The 20,535-nt window shown below is 45.0% G+C and carries 19 protein-coding genes and 1 other annotated feature; of the genes, 18 read left to right on the top strand and 1 reads right to left on the bottom strand.

The features are described 5' to 3' along the window. Nucleotides 1–40: 40 nt before the first annotated feature. The 15 genes from OIU26_RS14390 to OIU26_RS14320 all read left to right on the top strand — a co-directional run bounded on the left by OIU26_RS14390 (nt 41) and on the right by OIU26_RS14320 (nt 15,901). Entirely contained in the window at nt 41–1,309 is a 1,269-nt protein-coding gene (locus OIU26_RS14390) for a competence/damage-inducible protein A (RefSeq protein ID WP_264217221.1), read from the top strand. Nucleotides 1,310–1,536: 227 nt separating this feature from the next. Continuing rightward, a complete protein-coding gene (gene recA / locus OIU26_RS14385; protein ID WP_025679773.1) occupies nt 1,537–2,598 on the top strand; it encodes a recombinase RecA in 1,062 nt (353 codons plus the stop codon). A gap of 210 nt (nt 2,599–2,808) precedes the next feature. Further along, on the top strand, nt 2,809–3,558 hold the full coding sequence (locus OIU26_RS14380) for a RecX family transcriptional regulator (RefSeq protein WP_264217397.1): 750 nt from the start codon (nt 2,809–2,811) through the stop codon (nt 3,556–3,558). Nucleotides 3,559–3,919: 361 nt separating this feature from the next. After that, on the top strand, nt 3,920–5,464 hold the full coding sequence (gene rny, locus OIU26_RS14375) for a ribonuclease Y (RefSeq protein ID WP_013309958.1): 1,545 nt from the start codon (nt 3,920–3,922) through the stop codon (nt 5,462–5,464). Nucleotides 5,465–5,540: 76 nt separating this feature from the next. Next, a complete protein-coding gene (locus OIU26_RS14370; protein ID WP_165080178.1) occupies nt 5,541–6,335 on the top strand; it encodes a TIGR00282 family metallophosphoesterase in 795 nt (264 codons plus the stop codon). A 129-nt stretch (nt 6,336–6,464) separates the two neighbouring features. After that, nucleotides 6,465–6,725 (top strand): stage V sporulation protein S, encoded by a 261-nt coding sequence (locus OIU26_RS14365; RefSeq protein WP_007430104.1) that lies wholly within the window; start codon nt 6,465–6,467, stop codon nt 6,723–6,725. A 117-nt stretch (nt 6,726–6,842) separates the two neighbouring features. After that, a complete protein-coding gene (locus tag OIU26_RS14360) occupies nt 6,843–7,910 on the top strand; it encodes a dipeptidase (protein ID WP_064963089.1) in 1,068 nt (355 codons plus the stop codon). A gap of 188 nt (nt 7,911–8,098) precedes the next feature. After that, nucleotides 8,099–9,184, top strand: coding sequence for a low temperature requirement protein A (locus tag OIU26_RS14355; RefSeq protein ID WP_264217220.1), 1,086 nt, complete (start codon nt 8,099–8,101; stop codon nt 9,182–9,184). Between the two features lie 144 nt (nt 9,185–9,328). Next, entirely contained in the window at nt 9,329–9,901 is a 573-nt protein-coding gene (gene pduL, locus OIU26_RS14350) for a phosphate propanoyltransferase (RefSeq protein ID WP_016821010.1), read from the top strand. Between the two features lie 295 nt (nt 9,902–10,196). After that, nucleotides 10,197–11,750 carry a tRNA (N6-isopentenyl adenosine(37)-C2)-methylthiotransferase MiaB gene (miaB, locus tag OIU26_RS14345; protein WP_025679783.1) on the top strand — a complete coding sequence of 518 codons (1,554 nt, stop codon included), beginning with the start codon at nt 10,197–10,199 and terminating at the stop codon, nt 11,748–11,750. An 83-nt stretch (nt 11,751–11,833) separates the two neighbouring features. After that, nucleotides 11,834–12,286, top strand: a complete 453-nt coding sequence (locus tag OIU26_RS14340; protein ID WP_058710509.1) for a RicAFT regulatory complex protein RicA family protein — start codon at nt 11,834–11,836, stop codon at nt 12,284–12,286. Between the two features lie 122 nt (nt 12,287–12,408). Then, nucleotides 12,409–12,831, top strand: a complete 423-nt coding sequence (locus OIU26_RS14335; protein WP_264217219.1) for a PaaI family thioesterase — start codon at nt 12,409–12,411, stop codon at nt 12,829–12,831. 65 nt (nt 12,832–12,896) lie between these two features. Continuing rightward, complete coding sequence (locus tag OIU26_RS14330; protein ID WP_013370763.1) at nt 12,897–13,685, top strand: NUDIX domain-containing protein; 789 nt, start codon at nt 12,897–12,899, stop codon at nt 13,683–13,685. 67 nt (nt 13,686–13,752) lie between these two features. After that, nucleotides 13,753–14,319 carry an isochorismatase family cysteine hydrolase gene (locus OIU26_RS14325; protein ID WP_264217218.1) on the top strand — a complete coding sequence of 189 codons (567 nt, stop codon included), beginning with the start codon at nt 13,753–13,755 and terminating at the stop codon, nt 14,317–14,319. Nucleotides 14,320–14,437: 118 nt separating this feature from the next. Continuing rightward, nucleotides 14,438–15,901 carry a nicotinate phosphoribosyltransferase gene (locus OIU26_RS14320; RefSeq protein WP_025679787.1) on the top strand — a complete coding sequence of 488 codons (1,464 nt, stop codon included), beginning with the start codon at nt 14,438–14,440 and terminating at the stop codon, nt 15,899–15,901. Nucleotides 15,902–15,967: 66 nt separating this feature from the next. On the opposite strand, the gene OIU26_RS14315 is transcribed toward OIU26_RS14320, so the two are convergent. Beyond that, nucleotides 15,968–16,483 (bottom strand): MogA/MoaB family molybdenum cofactor biosynthesis protein, encoded by a 516-nt coding sequence (locus tag OIU26_RS14315; RefSeq protein ID WP_264217217.1) that lies wholly within the window; start codon nt 16,481–16,483, stop codon nt 15,968–15,970. Between the two features lie 264 nt (nt 16,484–16,747). Between OIU26_RS14315 and OIU26_RS14310 the strand changes: the two genes are divergently transcribed. The 3 genes from OIU26_RS14310 to OIU26_RS14300 all read left to right on the top strand — a co-directional run bounded on the left by OIU26_RS14310 (nt 16,748) and on the right by OIU26_RS14300 (nt 20,443). Then, nucleotides 16,748–17,077 (top strand): four-helix bundle copper-binding protein, encoded by a 330-nt coding sequence (locus tag OIU26_RS14310; RefSeq protein WP_264217216.1) that lies wholly within the window; start codon nt 16,748–16,750, stop codon nt 17,075–17,077. 77 nt (nt 17,078–17,154) lie between these two features. Then, nucleotides 17,155–17,413, top strand: a binding site (T-box leader). A gap of 59 nt (nt 17,414–17,472) precedes the next feature. Then, nucleotides 17,473–19,197, top strand: coding sequence for an arginine--tRNA ligase (gene argS / locus OIU26_RS14305; RefSeq protein ID WP_264217215.1), 1,725 nt, complete (start codon nt 17,473–17,475; stop codon nt 19,195–19,197). A 277-nt stretch (nt 19,198–19,474) separates the two neighbouring features. After that, entirely contained in the window at nt 19,475–20,443 is a 969-nt protein-coding gene (locus OIU26_RS14300; RefSeq protein WP_264217214.1) for an S-layer homology domain-containing protein, read from the top strand. Nucleotides 20,444–20,535 lie beyond the last annotated feature (92 nt).

The following is a 20,535-nucleotide window of genomic DNA, read 5'->3' as shown; positions in this document are numbered from 1 at the left end:
TACATAATTCACATTATACGCATCATAGGAGGACGAATTGATGAAAGCTGAAATCATTGCAGTAGGAACAGAGTTATTACTTGGACAAATAGTAAATACAAATGCCCAATATTTGTCACAAGAGCTAGCTACTATCGGAATTGATGTATATTTTCAGACTGTAGTTGGCGATAACATGGATCGACTTCAGGAAGCGGTACATCTTGCTCAGAAGCGTGCGGATATTATTTTGTTTTCTGGTGGGCTGGGGCCAACTCAGGACGATTTGACAAAAGATGCAATAGCGGCTGTACTGGGGCGAAAATTGCAGATAGATCGCCTTGCCATGGACAAGCTGGATCAGTTTTTCCGTAACCGCGGGGTAGAAATGACCGAGAATAACCGCCGCCAGGCGCTTTCTATTGAAGGAGCCACTCCGCTTGAAAATGAGACGGGTTTAGCTATAGGGGATGCCATTGCACAGGACGGTAAATTTTATGTGGTTTTGCCCGGACCGCCTAAGGAACTTAAACCTATGTTTGCAAATCATGCTAAACCATGGTTGCTTCAGCAGGCATTAAGCGGTGAGGAGATGCCGATTTATTCGAAAATGCTAAAATTCGCAGGGATCGGTGAGTCAGCTCTTGAAACGCGCTTGTTAGATCTGATCGAATCCCAGACGGACCCCACGATTGCTCCTTATGCCAAGGAAGGGGAAGTCACGATCCGTATATCCACCAAGGCGGCCAGTGAGAGTGAAGCTTTAATTAAGCTGACGGCTACGGAAGTACAAATTCAGCAGCGTCTTTCCGAATATATGTATGCAAGTGAGGATGTTACGCTGGAGAAGGTGATTGTAGATTTAATGGCCAAGCGCGGACTCACTGTGAGCGCAGCGGAAAGCTGTACAGGCGGTATGCTGATGGAACACATCACTTCTATACCTGGCAGTGCTGTTATGTTTCAAGGTGGCATCGTGTGTTATTCCAATGAAATGAAGATGAAATTGCTCAATGTGCCTTATGATTATTTGGAAGGGGATCATGCGCCAGGCGCAGTGAGTAAGGAAGTAGCCCTTGTGCTTGCAGAGCAGGCAAGGATGATTATGGACAGCGATTTCGGACTTTCTGTTACTGGTGTAGCTGGGCCCGGATATTCCGAGCGGAAGCCAGTCGGCCTGGTGTATATTGGTATTGCTGAGCGCGACAAGGAAACAGAAGTATATGAGCTGAATTTAAGCGGTAACCGTGAGACCATCCGTTTGCGATCCGTCAAAGCTATCCTGTACAGATTGTGGCGCCGATTGGTAGAGAACGAGAAACTCTCTTAATTATCGATGAGTTGTTTTAGATAGATATTCATGATATAATATTCTTATTCGGAAGAACCGTTGCAAAGCTTTTTGCCAGCGGTTCTTTTTTCGTTTTAAGAGAAAGGCATAATTATAGAAGAGAGCTGCGGGAAATAAAAAAAACGAATGTATGTTCGAAAAAATGCTTGGCAAGCGTGTCAAAACAAGGTATTATTAAAGTACAAACAATGAAGGATGTGAGTTTATTGTCAGATCGTCGTGCTGCGCTGGATATGGCGCTCCGTCAAATAGAAAAGCAATTTGGTAAAGGTTCCATCATGAAGTTGGGTGAGTCTACCCACATGCAAGTGGAAACAATCCCCAGTGGTTCGATTGCTTTGGATATTGCGTTAGGAACGGGCGGCTTTCCAAGAGGCCGGATTATTGAAGTATATGGACCGGAATCATCCGGTAAAACGACAGTAGCTCTTCATGCTATCGCAGAGGTGCAAAAAACAGGCGGACAAGCCGCCTTTATCGATGCCGAGCATGCACTTGATCCGTCGTATGCGAGCAAGCTGGGTGTCAATATTGATGAGTTGTTACTATCGCAACCAGATACAGGTGAGCAGGCATTGGAGATTGCCGAAGCTCTTGTGCGTAGTGGGGCAGTGGACATTATCGTCGTTGACTCTGTAGCGGCACTTGTACCGAAGGCAGAGATTGAAGGCGAAATGGGAGATTCCCATGTCGGTCTTCAAGCGCGCTTGATGTCACAGGCATTGCGTAAGCTGTCTGGAGCCATTAATAAATCGAAAACCATTGCTATCTTTATCAACCAACTCCGTGAAAAAGTAGGTGTTATGTTCGGTAACCCTGAAACTACACCGGGTGGACGTGCCTTGAAGTTTTACTCTACGGTACGTTTGGATGTTCGTCGTATCGAAAGCTTGAAAATGGGTAACGACATCGTGGGTAACCGTACACGTATTAAAGTCGTGAAGAATAAAGTCGCACCTCCTTTCCGTCAGGCTGAAGTGGATATTATGTACGGTGAGGGCATTTCCAAAGAAGGAAGCTTGATTGATATCGGTACGGAGCACGACATTGTCGACAAGAGCGGAGCTTGGTATTCCTACGAAGGCGAGCGCCTTGGTCAGGGACGTGAGAATGCAAAGCAATTTTTGAAGGAAAATCCGAACATTGCTAGCACGATCGAGCAAAAAATCCGGGTGGCCAGTAATTTAATTACAACAATTGCTCCACCGACAGAAGAAGAGTTGGCACAGGAGGCCAAGGAAGAACAGGAATTGTTGGAGCTTGAATAAGCTTGCCTGAAACTTCGCTTCTGATCTGTCATGTGAACTGTAGCCTAGGGATTATGGTACAGTCCGTTTAAATAGCATGATTCTGATGCCCTGCACAGTTGTGCAGGGCATTTTTGCATCAAATAAAGTCTGCTTTGTCAGCAGAATCTAACTTTTACGTAGCAGGTGATCGTAGGCTGCTTTCGTGAATTTCAAAGCGAGGGAAACATATTGCAGTTGGACGATAAAGATGAATACACTTCGGAAGAAAATAAACAGCAAGGGATTTCTCTTTTTCCAGATCATGAGGAATTGATGATTACTAGAGTGGAGCAGGGACAGAGACGCAACCGTGGAAGATACATCATTCATTTTGGTCCATATTCACTGTCTGTATTGGAAGATGTAATGATCAAGTACAACATGTTCAAAGGAACGTCATTCGTCAAAAAAGAACTAGAAGATATCGTTCTGGCAGATGAAAAACAACAGGCTTATGTACATGCGCTGCGCTATTTGGGTCAAAAGCCTCGTACACGTCAGGAAATTGCTCAGCGTTTAGCGCAAAAAGAAGTGGATCAGACTGTTATTGATGAGATATTGGTGCAATTGCAACGGGAGAAGCTAGTAGATGATGATTTATACGCCCGTCAGTGGGCAAGACAGCGTATAACAAGCCAACGTAAGGGTAAGATGTGGATTAGACAAGAACTTCGTCAGAAGGGCATTTCTAAAGCCTCTATCGGGGAAGCATTAGGTGAGATCACCGACAACGAGGAGTGGGAGAGCGCATTGTCGATTGGACGTAAGAAATGGAATCAGGTACGTGGTGATATAATGGATAAAAAGAGGAAAACATTCCCGTTTCTTATGAGACGCGGATATTCGGGGGATATGACACGCCGCGTGGTCAATCATCTCAGTGTGGCTGAGCAAGATGGAGCTTTCGATGACGAGGAATTACTGCATTGGGAGGAATAAGTTGCAATACGGTAGCTGAACCTCTGGCTAGATGAGCTGATTATGATATGGACAGCTGCACGGTCTTCTACTAATGTTTGCATTCCCTTGACAATGCCATTTGTCAAATAATAAAATATATATGAAACGATATTTGTGGAGTGCCCTTTTTCCTTCCAAAAAAGCGGAATCCACGGTAAAGTTCTCATCGCCAAATAACAAGTGATGCCGCTATGCCAGGCGGAATTGTACGTGTGAAAGCATGTGCATATGAAATGAAGCGACCTTGAGTCGTTATCTTAGTTTGACGATCAAAGTAAATGTGACAATTTCAAAAAGTCCCAAGGAATGCCTTGGAGGAACCAACGGGGAGGTGAACAGTATGATGACTGCGATCTGGTTCGTTCTCGTTGCTGTAGCCGCGTTATTCTTTGGGTTCGGGATTGGTTATTTTATTCGCAAATCTATTGCAGAAGCTAAGATCTCCAGTGCGGAAGAAGCTGCCGCGCAAATCGTGGAGAACGCGAAAAAAGAGGCAGAAGCGCTGAAGAAGGAAACGGTATTGGAAGCGAAAGATGAAATTCATCGCATCCGTGCCGAAGCTGAAAAAGAAACTCGTGAACGTCGCAATGAAATTCAACGACAGGAACGAAGATTGCTGCAAAAAGAAGAATCGCTGGATAAAAAATTGGAATCGCTGGAACGCAAAGAAGAACAAGTGGCCAACAAAGAGAAACGAATCGATGAAACCCAGCAGCAAATTGATTTGATTTACAAGAGCCAGGTAACTGAGTTGGAGCGTATTTCTAATCTTACGATGGAGGATGCAAGAAGTATTATTCTGACCAACGTAGAGCAGGAAGTTCGTCATGAAACAGCTCAGATGATTAAGGAAATTGAACAGCAGGCCAAAGAAGAAGCGGATAAAAAGTCTCGCGAAATCATCACACTGGCCATCCAACGCTGTGCGGCAGATCATGTAGCAGAAACGACGGTTTCTGTTGTGACATTGCCGAATGAAGAAATGAAAGGCCGGATTATCGGACGCGAAGGCCGTAACATCCGTGCACTTGAAACCCTTACAGGAATCGACCTCATTATTGATGATACGCCGGAAGCTGTTATATTGTCCGGATTTGATCCGATTCGTAGAGAGATTGCGCGTACTGCACTCGAGAAGCTGGTAGCGGACGGACGGATACATCCGGCTCGTATTGAAGAGATGGTGGAAAAATCCCGTAAAGAGGTGGACGAACGAATCCGTGAGTATGGTGAACAGGCCACCTTTGAAGTGGGTGTGCATAGCTTGCATCCGGATTTGATCAAGATCTTGGGACGTCTTAAGTTCCGTACGAGTTATGGACAGAACGTATTGAAGCACTCGATGGAAGTTGCATACTTGACAGGTCTGATGGCCGGGGAACTGGGCGAGGACGTTGTACTGGCAAGACGAGCAGGCTTGCTGCATGACATCGGGAAGGCGCTGGATCACGAAGTGGAAGGATCACACGTTGAAATTGGCGTGGAGCTGGCGAAGAAGTACAAGGAACACCCGGTCGTTATCAACAGCATTGCTTCACATCACGGCGACTGCGAAGCGACTTCAGTGATCGCCATGCTGGTTGGAGCGGCAGATGCCCTGTCAGCAGCAAGACCAGGAGCACGGCGTGAAACGCTAGAGACGTACATCCGTCGTCTTGAGAAGCTCGAACGCATCTCCGAATCTTTTGAAGGCGTTGAAAAATCATACGCAATTCAAGCTGGACGCGAAGTTCGTGTCATGGTACAGCCAGAGAAAATTGATGATGCGGAAGCATTCCGACTGGCTCGCGATATTACGAAAACGATTGAGAATGAACTGGATTATCCAGGACATATTAAGGTTACCGTTATTCGCGAGACCCGTGCGGTAGAATACGCAAAATAAAAGCATTTCAATGAAAAGTGGCCGCTGCTTGTAGGGCCACTTTTCATTATGTAAGGCAGACTAGGGAGGGTTTTCTATCAACGTATTATTTATTGGAGACATCGTCGGCAGTGTAGGCAGAAAGGCACTGAGGGAGAATCTCCCTTCGCTAAAATCAAAATACAACCCGCATGTTATTATCGTGAACGGAGAAAATGCAGCTTCGGGAAGAGGAATTACTCAAGCCATCGCCAGAGAGTTTTTTGATTGGGGCGTTCATGGAATTACGATGGGGAATCATACATGGGACAATAAGGAAATATTTGATTTTATAGATGATGAGCCGCGGATCATCCGTCCGGCTAACTTTCCACCAGGTACACCAGGCCGGGGTTATACTGTTGTAAAAGGTGGGGGTAAGGAGCTAGCCATTGTTAACCTGCAAGGTAGAACCTTTTTACCAGCTATTGACTGTCCATTTCGTGCAGCAGATGAAATTGTAGACGAGTTGCGCAAAAAACATAAACATATTCTAGTAGATTTTCACGCTGAAGCCACCTCCGAAAAAATTGCTATGGGCTGGCATCTGGATGGACGTGCTTCAATTGTGGTAGGGACACATACACACGTACAAAGTAATGACGATACGATTTTGCCACAAGGAACTGCGTATCAGACAGATGCGGGAATGGTAGGTCCTTATGAGGGCGTGCTTGGTATGCAGAAAGAGGCTGTATTACAGAAATTTCAGACCCAGCTTCCGGTACGCTTTCAAGTGGACATGGGCAAATGGCACTTTCATGCCATCAGCGTAGAGCTCAATGATCACGATGGAAAAGCCCGCAAAATTGAGAAAATCAGACTTAAAGAAGACGAATGGCGGATGGATTAACTTTGTTGTGAGCTACTTAAGGAAAGAATAAGGAAAACTGTCACCAAAAAGCAGGAATTTTTTGCTGACCCTCGAATAACATCTAATAGTGGAATCAAACCATCATCATTCCCAGGGGAGGTACTTACTATGGATGTATTAAAAGTATCAGCAAAATCCAATCCCAATTCAGTTGCAGGCGCACTCGCAGGAGTACTGCGTGAACGCGGAAATGCAGAATTACAGGCGATTGGAGCGGGTGCACTAAACCAAGCCATTAAAGCGGTAGCCATTGCCCGGGGATTTGTCGCACCAAGCGGAGTGGATTTGATTTGTATTCCTGCTTTTACAGACATTGTTATTGACGGAGAAGATCGGACTGCAATCAAATTGATTGTAGAACCAAGATAATAAATGGAAGTTGCCTGAGCCTGTTTACGTTTTGTAAACGGGCTTTTTTGCTTTGTGGTTTAGTCATTATGTTTTCAAAATAAATTTGTGGGCTTTAATCCAATGGAGGTATGGTGCATGAATGATAAGTTTGAAGCGAATTGGCCAGTTGTTGACCTGCACTGTGATGTGTTATGTAAAATGCAGCTCGATTCGCAGGTGGATTTCAGTCATTCATCACTTGATGTCACAAAAGAGCGTTTGCTAGAAGGCAACGTAAGATTGCAAACGTTCGCTATTTATATATCACAGGTATTGGGCACGCCAAGATTTGAGCATGTGGTTCGTCAAATTGAACTGTTCAGGCAGCATGTTACCTCTAGCTCAGGCGGGTTAAAACCTCTACTGTGGAGAGAGGACTTGGCAGCACTCAAAAATACGTCCGCTATACGTCAAGTGGAGCAAGTACAGCATACAGGCGTAGAGAAGCAAGCAGGGAAGATGACGAATGGGTATGAGAGTGGGACGAATCGTACAGAGCCACCTTGGGCGTTACTCTCACTCGAAGGGGTAGATGCGCTGGAAGGAAATCCGTTTTATGCGGATGTATGCTATGCCATGGGAATACGATTGATCGGTCTGACATGGAATTATGCAAATTGGGCTGCTGACGGTATTATGGAGCTTAGAGAAGGCGGCTTGACCCGCAAGGGACGTGATTTGGTTCATCGCTGTAATAGTATGGGACTGCTGCTAGATGTATCACACTTGTCCGTACAAGGCTTTTGGGAAGTGATGGAGGAGGCGGCCTTACCGCCCATCGCCTCGCATTCGAACGCCTTTGCGAAATGTGCTCATCCCCGCAACTTGCGAGATGAACAGATTCGGGCACTGATCGCCCGTAACGGACGAATTGGATTGACCTTTGTCACGATGTTTCTGAAAGAGCAGGGTACAGTGCACGCTGAGGACCTGCTACCGCACATTGAGCACATTTGTTCATTAGGTGGCGAAAGACATTTGATGTTTGGCTCTGATTTTGATGGTATCGAGGCCCATGTGCGAGGACTGGAGCACGCGGGGAAATATCCGGCTTTTGCAGAACTACTGCTGAAGCATTACTCTGAGGAGCTGGTCAAGGGATGGCTGGGAGAACATGCACTGGACTATTTGCGAACGAATCTGCCATCTAAAATGTCTTCTTAAAATAGCTTAATATAGCAGTTGTTTTCGGCTGAGCATTTTCTTGACAAAGCGAGAACGATTACGAAATAATTGGAGCATCCGAGGATTGCATGGGGCTAAAATAACGCTTTCCGAAATTGGACATACGTAGGAGCGAGCCTGACAGCACCATGCTATACCGCCATACAAGAGGGGAGCTCCGTTACATCATGTTGATAAAAAAGGTTACCTGGCTTGAACTCTTTTATGATTTATTGTTTGTAGCAGCTGTGTCCAAGGCGACTCATGTTTTACTACATGTTGAGCATGGCAGTGTTGGTTGGCATAATTTAGAGAAGTTTATTTTGATTTTTATTCCGATCTGGTGGGCATGGGTGGGGCAAACTGTCTATAACAATCGTTTTGGTCAAGACAGTATAACGCATCGAATGTTTATGATCCTGCAATTATTTTTTGTGTTAATCATGACTGCCAGCCTTAATGTAGATTTTGATGCGTATTATGTATCTTTTTTTGTTGGCTATATTGGTTTAAGAGGTTTGACTGTCGTTCAATATCTACTTACGGCCCCCAAAGAAACAGCTCACAAACAGGAAACAGCTCGATTTTTTGGAACCTATCTTTGGGTTGGGATAGTCATCTCTAGCTGCTCCCTTTTCTTCGACTCGTGGGTTCGATATTTGATCTTATATACTGGCATTGCGGTGGATATCCTCGTTCCTTTGATCGGTCGTAAAAAGCTGGTGATCACACCTATCCATACAGAGCATCTTTTGGAGAGATTTGCACAGTTTACCTTAATCCTGCTTGGAGAATCAGTGATAAGTATACTTTCTGTTTTACAATCCGATCATTTCACAGTCTCCTCCATTGTATTTGCTGCTTTGACATTTGTGCTAGTCATTGCAATCTGGTGGCAATATTTTGAGAACATAGAGAAGCGCGTTGACAAATCAAAACAAACAGCAGGACAGACTATTATTTATGGTCATTTGTTTATTTATCTTTCTCTTAGCATGCTTGCGGCTTCCATACAGCTCTTATTTTTGGGGCAAGCAGCCTATACTTTTGTACTTTGCTTTACTTTTGCTTCTGTTTTGATTTATTTTTTGTCAGTTTTGCTGGTATTCCATCAGTACAGATTAAGTCACCTTAAACCTCGTCTCAGAGTCATTCTTTTGTTAACTGGAATTCTCTGTGTCCTGTTTATTCTGAATATATTTATTGTAGTTCCTCATCTCATCGTAGCTGCGATCATGCTTTTCTTTCTTCTGTTTGCTAAAATGACGGTTTGATCCAAGTTTTATAGGGACGATATGTATGGCTGGTTAGGGCGAAAAAGGGAACTTTATGTGCTATCCTTTTCTTTCTTGTCGAAATAGGAGTATAATAGCATAGATGTGTAAAGTATTGTATAGAGAAAAAGGAGTGACCACACGATGACTAAAATCGTACCTGTCGGCGTTTCCGCCCGTCATATTCACCTGACTCAAGAGCATATTGAAATCTTGTTCGGAGCAGGCTATCAATTGACTGAATTTAAACCTTTGTCCCAACCAGGACAATTTGCTGCAAATGAAACGGTAGCTGTAATTGGTCCTAAGGGCCAATTTGATAAGGTTCGCATTTTGGGACCTGCTCGTCCCGCTTCTCAATTGGAAATCTCTCGCACAGATTCTTTTGCTATTGGTGTAAAGGCACCTGTACGCGAATCCGGTAGCATTGATGGTACACCAGGAATTACAGTAAAAGGACCAGCTGGTGAAGTGGAACTGCAAGAGGGCGTTATTGTAGCAGCCCGTCATATTCATTTCCATACATCTGATGCAGCTAAGTGGGACATTAAAGACAAGCAGTTGCTGAAAGTACGTGTAGGCGGCGAACGTGGCCTTGTATTTGAAAATGTTCTTGCACGTGTGTCCGATTCTTTTGCTTTGGATATGCATATTGACACGGATGAAGCGAACGGAGCCGGTGTGAAAAACGGTGACACTGCTGAAATCGTAGACTAATACACGTATTTGATACACAAGTTGTAAAAGTCCGATTCTTGCAAAAGAGTCGGGCTTTTTTATATGCTATACATACACAAATCCTTACCTATAAACATAAAAACTTTAGCATCACACTGCATCTGAATCGTATCCGGGGATGATCTATGGCTATGGTCTATAAATCATGCTATAATTTAGTGTAATGCCTTTTTCAAAGGTTTTTTTGGAGCTAAAATAAAATAACCAATGTCTAAAGATACAGTAAAATCACAAATGAGCTCGTGAAATAGATGGTGTAAGGAGTGACCAGGGAATGGCTAAGGAAACAAAAGATTACTCCAAATATTTTGATTTCTCGGATGCGAAGATTATTTCTGAAGATGAGCATAGCAAAAAGATTCGTATTCGTGGACGTGAAATCAACATTATGGCGGAGCCAAACCATAGGAAAGAAAAGCAGCGTGGTAAAGAGGACGTACAGGTATTGTATGATAACGCAGTCCCGGACGAGCTAAAGCATATCGGTGAGGGCAAGCATTATATCGTATATACATTCGGTTGCCAGATGAATGAGCATGATTCTGAAACAATCAAAGGCTTGCTGGAGCAAATGGGCTACCAGGCAACCGAGGATCGGAAGGAAGCAGATATCATTTTACTGAACACTTGCGCTATCCGTGAAAATGCAGAAGATAAAGTGTTTGGTGAGCTGGGTCACCTCAAGCATCTCAAAACAGAAAAGCCGGGACTGCTGCTCGGTGTGTGTGGCTGCATGTCGCAGGAAGAGAATGTTGTGAACCGGATTATGCAAAAACACGGTTTTGTTGATATGATCTTTGGTACCCATAATATTCATCGTTTGCCTCAGCTTGTCAAGGAAGCCCTCTTTAGCAAAGAAATGGTGGTTGAAGTGTGGTCCAAGGAGGGCGACATTATCGAAAACCTGCCGAAGAAGCGTGAGGGTATGCGGGCTTGGGTAAACATCATGTATGGCTGTGATAAGTTTTGCACTTATTGCATCGTTCCTTTCACACGTGGTAAGGAAAGAAGTCGTCGGCCAGAGGATGTTATTGCTGAGGTACGGGATTTGGCCCGTCAAGGATTTAAAGAGATTACCCTGCTGGGTCAGAATGTCAATGCCTATGGCAAGGATTTGAAAGATATGAATTACAGATTTGGGGATCTGATGGATGATATGCGCAAAATCAATATTCCGCGTGTACGTTTTACGACCTCACATCCGCGTGATTTTGACGACCATTTGGTTGAAGTGCTTGGTAAGGGTGGCAATCTGGTGGAGCATATTCATCTGCCTGTACAATCCGGTAATACGGATATATTGAAGAAAATGAACCGAAAATATACTCGTGAGCGTGTTTTGGAGCTGGCAGCGAAGATAAAAGCGGCTGTTCCGCATGTTTCTCTGACAACAGATATTATCGTAGGTTTCCCGGGTGAAACAGACGAACAGTTCGAAGATACACTATCTCTGGTGCGTGAAGTGGGCTATGACTTTGCCTACACATTTATTTATTCACCACGTGAAGGTACGCCAGCGGCTTCGATGGAAGATAATGTGCCTATGTCGGTCAAAAAAGAGCGTCTCCGGCGTCTGAACATTGCTGTGAATCAAAACAGCCTTCGCTTTAATAGTCGATTGCGTGGCGAGGTGGTTGAAGTGCTGGTGGAAGGCGAGAGTAAAAATGACAGCAAAGTGCTTGCTGGTCGGACTCGTTCCAATAAGCTGGTTCATTTTGAAGGTTCTAAGGACCTGATTGGTTCCTTTGTCCAAGTAAAAATTACAGAGCCTATGACCTTCTACATTAAAGGTGACTTGGTTCAAACGCCAGTAGCGGTTAACGGATAAAAAGAATAGTCTAGCGGCCTGCATGCGGTCTGATTAAAGGGCTGCATGCAAGACCATCTAAGTGAGAAAAGGAGCGATGGACAATGACAGAGGAGCGGTTGCAACAAACAGAACTTCAATCGGCGGCGCGCCAGCATGATCATTTGGTCAATCGCGATATGATATTGGCAAAGGCCAAAGAGTTGGCGGGTATTCTGGGCAGCAGTGAGGAAGTACAGGTGTTTCGGAAAGCAGAAGAAAAGATTCAGGATCATGAGCGCATCCAGCAACTGATTGCAACGATGAAGAAGAAGCAAAAGGAAATCGTAGCATTTGAATCTTTAAAGAATCAAAAAATGATTGCCAAAATAGAGGCTGAACTTCAGGAGCTACAGGAAGAGCTTGACGGTATTCCGATTGTAACGGAGTTTCAGCAGAGCCAGGTGGAAATTAATGAGCTGCTGCAAATGGTGATCACGGCCATCCGTGATACCGTTGCTGAAAAGGTGAACGTAGAAGAGGGAAAGATCACTTCCTCCTCTAATTGCAGTGACTAGAATAAGATTTATGGTGTGGAGGCTTAGCTTCCACGCCTTTTTTTCGGAAGCAATTAGTCATCGTATATGTTCATGAGACACCAAAAGAATTGGGACATCATAGAAGGGATGGAAGCGAGGGAATGGATAAGTTGCGTAAGATGCTAGAGGGTGAAGATAATACCTTTTGGGAGTATTTAGGATGTGAACTGATTACAGCTGATGCTAACGAGGCACATATCGCTTTGGAGGCCAAACAACACCATACCAATGTGATGGGGATTGTACATGGAGGTGTGCTCACTTCATTGATGGATCAGGCGATGGGGATGGTCAGTATGGCTTCACGAAATATGGATTCATGTGTAACAACGAATCTGAATGTTCATTTCTTGTCAGCCATGAGACAAGGACGACTGGAGGTTAAGGCACGGATTCTTCATCAGGGAGGCCGCACCATAACCACTCAGGCAGAAGTGAGGGATAGTGAAGGTACACTCGGTTGTACAGCTACAGCAACCTTCCGAGTATTGCGTCAACAAGCAAGTGATTCAAGCAAGGCCTGACGCTTGACAAAAATTTTTATTATGTCATAATGAATTTATCAAAACGATATAATATGGTGATGCCAATGGATAGCAATCGTATAAACGAAGAGGCGCAGAAGGCGTCTTATAACATTAAGAAATACCGTACCCCGGATGGTGCTCCGGCGGATATCGTAATGTTTACTTTAACGAAGCGTGAGCGCAAGACGGTAACAAAGACACTGCCGATTCGTGAGCTAAAAGTGATGCTCATCAAGCGCCGTAGTTGGCCGTTTGCAGGACGCTGGGCATTGCCTGGAGGATTTTGTCAAGAAGATGAATCCATATATGGAGCGGCCAAGCGGGAACTGTTAGAGGAAACCGGTGTAGACGGCGGACATCTGGAGTATTTGGGCGTATATAGTGGGCCAGGCCGTGATCCGCGTGGGTGGATCATATCGCATGCATTTTTTGCACTGGTAGAGGAATGGATGCTGGAGCAACGTCAGGCAGCTGATGATGCTTCTGAGGTCGGGTTATTTACGATCCGAGAAGCGTTGGAGGAATTGGAGCTGGCGTTCGATCACCGGGATATCATAGTTGATGCTTATCGCAAAATTCAGTTGCAGATGCTTCAGACAACGATAGCCAAGCAGTTTTTACCGCCACATTTTACACTGGGTGAATTGTATCAGGTGATTCAGAGCGTCGTACCGGATTTCGAAGAGCCGAATTTTATTCGCAAAATAACATCGACTCGTAGCAGACAGGGAATACTGGAAGAGGTGCGGGATGAGAATGGCAAACCGCTCAGTTCCAATCAGTATTCACAAAGACCGGCCCAGTTGTATCGCTTTAGTGATAGAGTACCGCGTTTATCTATCTATACGTAACTTTTATTGGAATAGGTCACGCATAGAGCGTACAACCTCACTTTGATGATAAGGAGCTGACTGTACGATGAAGGCACTGATTGTTATTGATTACACGAAAGATTTTGTGGACGGTAGTCTGCCTGTGGGGCAACCTGCAATTGAGCTAGATGAACGGATCACAGCTATTACGCAGGCCTACGTGGATCAAGGGGACTTTGTTGTCATGGCTGTGGATTTACATGAGGAGAACGACCTCTATCACCCGGAGAGTAAGCTGTTTCCTCCACATAATATACGTGGAACCAACGGACGACAATTGTATGGTAAACTCCATAGCCTTTATAAGCAACAAAGTGATCGTATCTATTGGTTGGATAAAACACGGTACAGTGCTTTTGCTGGTACGGATCTGGAACTCAGGTTGCGCGAACGCGGGATTCTGGAAGTTCATTTGATTGGTGTGTGTACAGATATATGTGTGCTGCATACAGCTGTAGATGCTTACAACAAAGGTTTTGCTATTACCGTATACAAGGACGCTGTGGCGAGCTTTAATCAGGCGGGACATGATTGGGCTTTGGGCCATTTTGAGGGAAGTCTTGGAGCCACGGTGCGGTCGGCTGAAGATACGCTTTTGCTCCAGAAGATGTAAAATAACTGAACGATTGTGCACCAATGTCCGATAACAATTAGAGCCGGATATTGCTGAATCTGGGCAGATAAGACGGTATGCCGTCACCAATCCAGGGACAGTCAGAGAGGATGATACGATGAAGTCAACGAGCCTCGCATTACATACAGATAAATATCAGATAAATATGATGTACGCCCATTGGGTGAACGGAAGTCACCAACGTAAAGCTGTGTTCGAGGCGTATTTTCGTAAGCTTCCTTTTGGCAATGGATATGCCGTGTTTGCTGGTCTGGAACGCATTGTGAATTACATTTCAAACTTGCGGTTTACAGAAGAGGACATTCGCTATCTGTCAGAGCAGGAGGAAAAGTACGATCCCATGTTCATGGAGGCATTGCGCCAGTTTAAGTTTGGCGGAACGGTCCACTCGATGAAGGAAGGAGCGCTTGTTTTTCCGAATGAGCCTCTGGTACGCGTTGAAGGAACCATTATGGAAACGCAGCTTGTCGAGACGGCATTGTTGAATTTTATGAATTACCAGACACTCATTGCGACAAAAGCATCACGTATCAAACAGGTGGCAAGTGACGATACACTGCTCGAATTTGGCACACGACGTGCGCAGGAGGCAGATGCAGCTATTTGGGGAGCACGTGCTGCTTATGTTGCAGGTTTCGATGCGACTTCTAATATGCTGGCAGGCGAACACTTTGGGATTCCGACAAAAGGGACACATGCCCATTCATGGGTACAAACCTTTATGACGGAGCAAGAGGCGTTCGACGTGTATGCGAAGGTTTTGCCAGATCAGGTTACGCTACTGGTAGATACGTTTGACACGCTGGAGAGCGGTGTTCCCCATGCGATTCGGACAGCAAAGATGCTGGAGAGTCAAGGAAAGCGTATGAATGCCATCCGTTTGGATAGCGGTGATTTGGCTTATCTATCTATTCAGGCACGGGAAATGCTGGATGCTGAAGGTTTGGATTACGTACAAATTGTAGCTTCCAACGATTTGGATGAGAATACGATTTTCAATCTAAAAGCCCAAGGGGCACGTATTGATGTGTGGGGTGTAGGAACACAGCTGATTACAGCTTCAGATCAACCTTCACTGGGTGGAGTGTACAAGCTGGTTGAGCGGGAAGTGGACGGTGAAATGCTGCCGACGATTAAAATCTCGGGTAACCCGGAAAAAGTATCTACACCAGGCAAAAAGGATGTATACCGTATTGTGGATAAGAAGAAAGGGAGAGCTGTAGCTGATTACATTTCTTTCCCGGATGAAGAACGTCCGCGTAATGGTAAGCGCCTGAAGCTGTTTAACCCTTTGCATCCATATATGAAGAAGTATGTAGAAAATTACGAAGCTGTACCGATGCTTGAACCTATTTTTGTAAATGGGCAGAAGGTATACGAGCTTCCTGAACTGGATGAAATTCGTGCCTATCATGCATCACAGTTGAAACTGTTTTGGCCAGAATATTTGCGGAAGCTGAACCCTGAAATTTATCGCGTAAATCTTAGTGAGAAGGTATGGGAGCTGAAGCAAAAGCTGATTGACAGCTACATGCAGCCCGAAGTTGAAGAAAAGGAATAATGTGAAGAGGCACCTCATCCATGTATGGGGTGCCTTTTTTGTATCTGCACATGTGTAAATAGGAGCTTATTTATAAATTTCTCTCATCACATGACGCAGCTCAGGGACAATAATGCGTTCCATTGCCAAACGAACGGCTCCGCGGGAGCCAGGCATAGAAAACACAGCTGTCTGGCCCACAGTGCCCGCTACAGCCCGACTTAATATAGCTGCTGATCCAATGTCCTCAGCAAAGCTTAAGTAACGGAAGATTTCTCCAAACCCAGGTAGTTCCTTATCCAGTAGAGAGGAGACGGCTTCATATGTAGTATCACGCGGAGAGATGCCAGTACCACCTGTTAAAAGTACAGCCTCGATGTCCTCATGTGCCGCAGCTTCGGCTACCAACTGCCGGATTCCTTCATAGTCGTCCTTGACGATAACATATCGTACAACCTTGTACCCATTCGTTTTTAGTAGTTCCTTGAGCAGTCGTCCCCCAGTATCGGTTTCCATGGTACGTGTATCCGAGACGGTTACGACCATGCAGTTAACCTGCTGCGGAGATTCCTGTCGGTGCTCCTCTACAGATGTTATATTCATTACAATGTTCACTCCTTGATCAGTGGTTAAGCATACTCTTTTTTTACAATAGAGGAATGACAGACTGGATGCAAGTCAGAAACGAAGGCTAAAAAGGTTATGTGATTAATATCCTTGCGCTTGCACCTTGGAATATAGTACACTTCCTTACATAAGTCGGGATTTTCTGGGTATATTTTGTTGAAAGCGCGAACATCAAATGATTAATTTCAAGGTTCAGCGGGTAATAGTACAGCAGGATCAACAACTAGGAGGTAATGTATTATGAATCATTCATACCAAAAATGCGTAGATGCTTGCCTGGAATGTATGAACGCTTGCAATGTATGCTATGTAGCAAGTTTGAAGGAATATGATTTAGCTATGCTGCGTGAATGTATTCGAGTGAGCAGGGAATGCGCAGAGATATGTGGGTTTGCTGCTCAAATGTTGCAGCGCGGAACGGATTTTGCCGAGGAAATCTGTGAGCTATGTGCCAAAGCCTGTGAGGTATGTGCTGCTGAATGCAGCAAGCATTCCCATAATCATTGCAAACATTGTGCAGAAGCCTGCCGTCATTGTGTTGAAGCCTGTCGCGAATTGGTGGCAGTGTAATTACATATACAGAACTAGTCTCTGAAGAGGGAATAAAAGGTTGCTTTCTACTAAATAGGTTTGTATAATGGTGGGAATTAACGTCAAGGAACGGGAGAGTAGCAACGGAACCGTATCATTACAGCGAGCCGGAAGAGGTGGAAGCCGGTATGAAATCCGATGTGAAGCGCACCCGGGAGACGGTTGATCCAACGATAAAAGCTTCTAGTAGATCAGCCCGGCAGACACCGTTATTTGTCAATGGAGTGAAATCGCGATTTTGTGTAAGCTAGCTTTAGCTATACAACCGATTTACGAAGAGTGGTACCGCGGGATATCGAAGTTCTCGTCTCTTGATTATTTCAAGAGGCGAGGGCTTTTTTTGTTAGATCTTATAAAAAGAAGGAGAGAGGAACATGTTGTTGATGATTGCTACCCAAGCTATTGTAGCTCATACGGGCTTGGAGGAGAAAGAAGTTTTATCTTTATTCGAGGTGCCTCCGCAGCCTGAATGGGGAGATGTGGCGTTTCCCTGTTTTGTGCTGGCTAAAAAATTCCGAAAGTCTCCACAGCATATTGCAATGGAATTGGCAGAGCTAGTAAGCCATGAAGCGGGTCTAACTGCTTCAGCATCGGGTGCCTATGTAAATATTACATTGGATCGATCTGTTCATATTCCATCGATGCTTGCTGAATTGAGCAAGGCTGAGTTTCTCAAGCCCAATATCGGATATGGACAGCGAGTAGTGATTGATATGTCGTCGCCTAATATTGCCAAACCATTTGGTATTGGTCATCTTCGCTCTACTGTTATTGGTGCCGCCTTGTATCGCATACTTGGTGAAACTGGATATGTGCCGATTAGTGTGAATCATCTAGGGGATTGGGGGACACAATTTGGCAAGCAAATTGCGGCCTATAAAAGATGGGGCAATGAGGAGCAGCTACAACATGATCCGATCGGGGAATCGTTGAAGCTATATGTCCGTTTTCATCAGGAGGCCGAGCATGATCCGTCTTTGGAGGATGAAGGCCGCGAGTGGTTCCGACGTTTGGAGCAAGGGGATACTGAAGCTCAACAACTGTGGGAGTTTTTTGTTGAAGTCAGTCTGGGAGAATTTGACCGTATGTACCAACGTCTTAACATTTCGTTTGACCATGTGTTGGGGGAAAGTTTTTACAATGATAAGATGCAGGCAGTTGTTGCCCAATTAAGAGCAAAAGGACTGCTGGAAGAAAGTGATGGAGCACTTGTGGTTCCTCTGGAAGACGAGCAACTGCCGCCGTGTCTTATTTTGAAAAAAGATGGGACTACCATTTATCCCACCCGTGATCTGGCAACAGCGATTTATCGTCATGAAGTGATGAAGGCTGATCGCCTGCTGTACGTCGTTGGCGGGGAACAGAAGTTACATTTCCAACAGGTATTTGCGGTGCTGAAGCATGCAGGGGAGACATGGGCAGATCAATGTGAGCATGTACCGTTTGGTTTAATGCGGTTTGCAGGCAAAAAAATGTCCACAAGACGCGGCAAGGTGGTGAAACTGGAGGAAGTGCTGGATGAAGCTGTAGCGCGTGCTCAAGCCATCATTACGGAGAAAAATCCCAATTTGCTGGAGCAACAGGCAATAGCTGAAGACGTTGGCATCGGAGCGATTATTTTTGGCGATTTAAAAAATAACCGTCTGAATGAAGTGGATTTTTCGTTAGAGGAGGCACTGACCTTTGAAGGTGAGACTGGCCCTTATGTGCAGTATACTCATGCGCGCATACGCAGTCTTTTGGAGAAAGCTCACGCCCGCTCTGATGTTGATTCTAATTCCAGTGACAACGTCCTTGCCCAAGACGGGCATTCTCCTGATTTGAATATCGTTTCAGATGAAATGCTGGGTGACGCAGGCTGGGCGCTGCTTAAGCAGTTGGATCGCTATCACGGGCAGCTAATACGTGCTGCTAGGCAACTGGAACCTTCGGTTATTGCGAGATTTGCATTAGATACAGCACAAGCGTTCAACCGTTTTTATGCTAAGGAAAGGATTGTCGATGGTGGACAGTGGCGCATTCAGTTGGCGGAACAGACTGCGGATATGCTGGCAAGTACACTGCGACTTCTTGGACTGAAAGCCCCTAACCGGATGTAAACTACCACAAGTGAGTATTTTTGTTAGGTACACTGCTTGATTTTGCTAGCTAAATTACTGCGAGTCAGCTCTTTTTCTCTAAAAGGTGCTACAAAAGGAAAACTGTCATAGACACTTTTGGATTTGCATGGAGATGGTGAGCAGAAAAGAGCAAGACGGGTTACACTATTCGCAGGGTATTCCATTGTTTTGCAACCAATTTGTGCATATTTGAAACATTTGATGGTTTTATTGCGTCCGTAAGTATAGAAGCAAAGTAAACATGGAGGTGTATCTCATGATTAAACATAAAAGCGTGGCAGCTGCGCTGCTTGTCGTCTGTTCATTGGCTGTGGCTACGTCGGCTTCTGCTTTTCGAGATATAAAGGGAGCTGAGCAGGAGAAGATCGTAAGTTCACTTCAGAACAAAGGAATTATTCAAGGGATAACCAAGGATAAGTTTGCACCAGATCAAACACTCACGTATGCACAAGGAGTACACTTGGTTGTTCGTGCGATGGATCTTCAGGTTATGCCTGATTTCACCACGGGCTCCTTTGCAAACATTCCGGCTTCCGCATGGTATGCCGATTCCTATCGGATTGCAGTCCAGCACCAAATCCCTCTGTCACCGGATATTGATCCGAGCACCCGTATGACAAGGGAACAATTCGCGAATATTCTTTACAAAGCCGTGAGTGCAACAGGTGAATATCCTACGGTCCGTATGTTCATTAATGTAGCAGATGGCAAAAAATTAGACCAAGAGTCGAACGAAGCAGTGCAATTTCTCCTGTTGACCAAAATTGCAAAATTGGACAAAGAAAGCAACTTTAACCCGGATCGTAAAGTAACACGGATGGAGGCAGCAGAAATGGTCTACCATGCATCCGAGTTTGTACAAAGTCATAAACCGGTGCAAGCCACTCCGGAAAATCCAGCTGAGCCTGTAGATCCGGTTCAACAAACCAATATTAGTATGAGCATAGAGAAGGCGAATGGCCAACAGAACAAAGTGACCATCACCCGTCTGCAGGCACCTAATCCAGGTTACGGCATTGAAGTGGATCACATCGACTACGTAGATGATACGAATGCAGTCATTTACTACAAGCTGACTAGTCCAAAACCGGGGGAAATGAATATTCAAGTCATTACGGATACCCACACCAGTACATTGGTAGACAGTAAGTATAAGGTTACGCTCAAAGCAGTCGATGGAACCGTGCTTCCGCCCACAGGAACAGGCACGTCTGTAGCTAAATAAAACTTTAAGCCATATGTCAATATATAAAATAAAGCCAGCGAGTTCCCCCCATAAGAATGGAGACCGCTGGCTTTTTCTTGCTAAATGTTAAT

Source organism: Paenibacillus sp. BT-177 (assembly GCF_025846815.2).
GTDB classification, from domain to species: Bacteria; Bacillota; Bacilli; order Paenibacillales; family Paenibacillaceae; genus Paenibacillus; species Paenibacillus polymyxa_C.
Note: the sequence above shows the minus strand (reverse complement) of the source record. Positions and strands in the feature narration are given on the sequence as shown.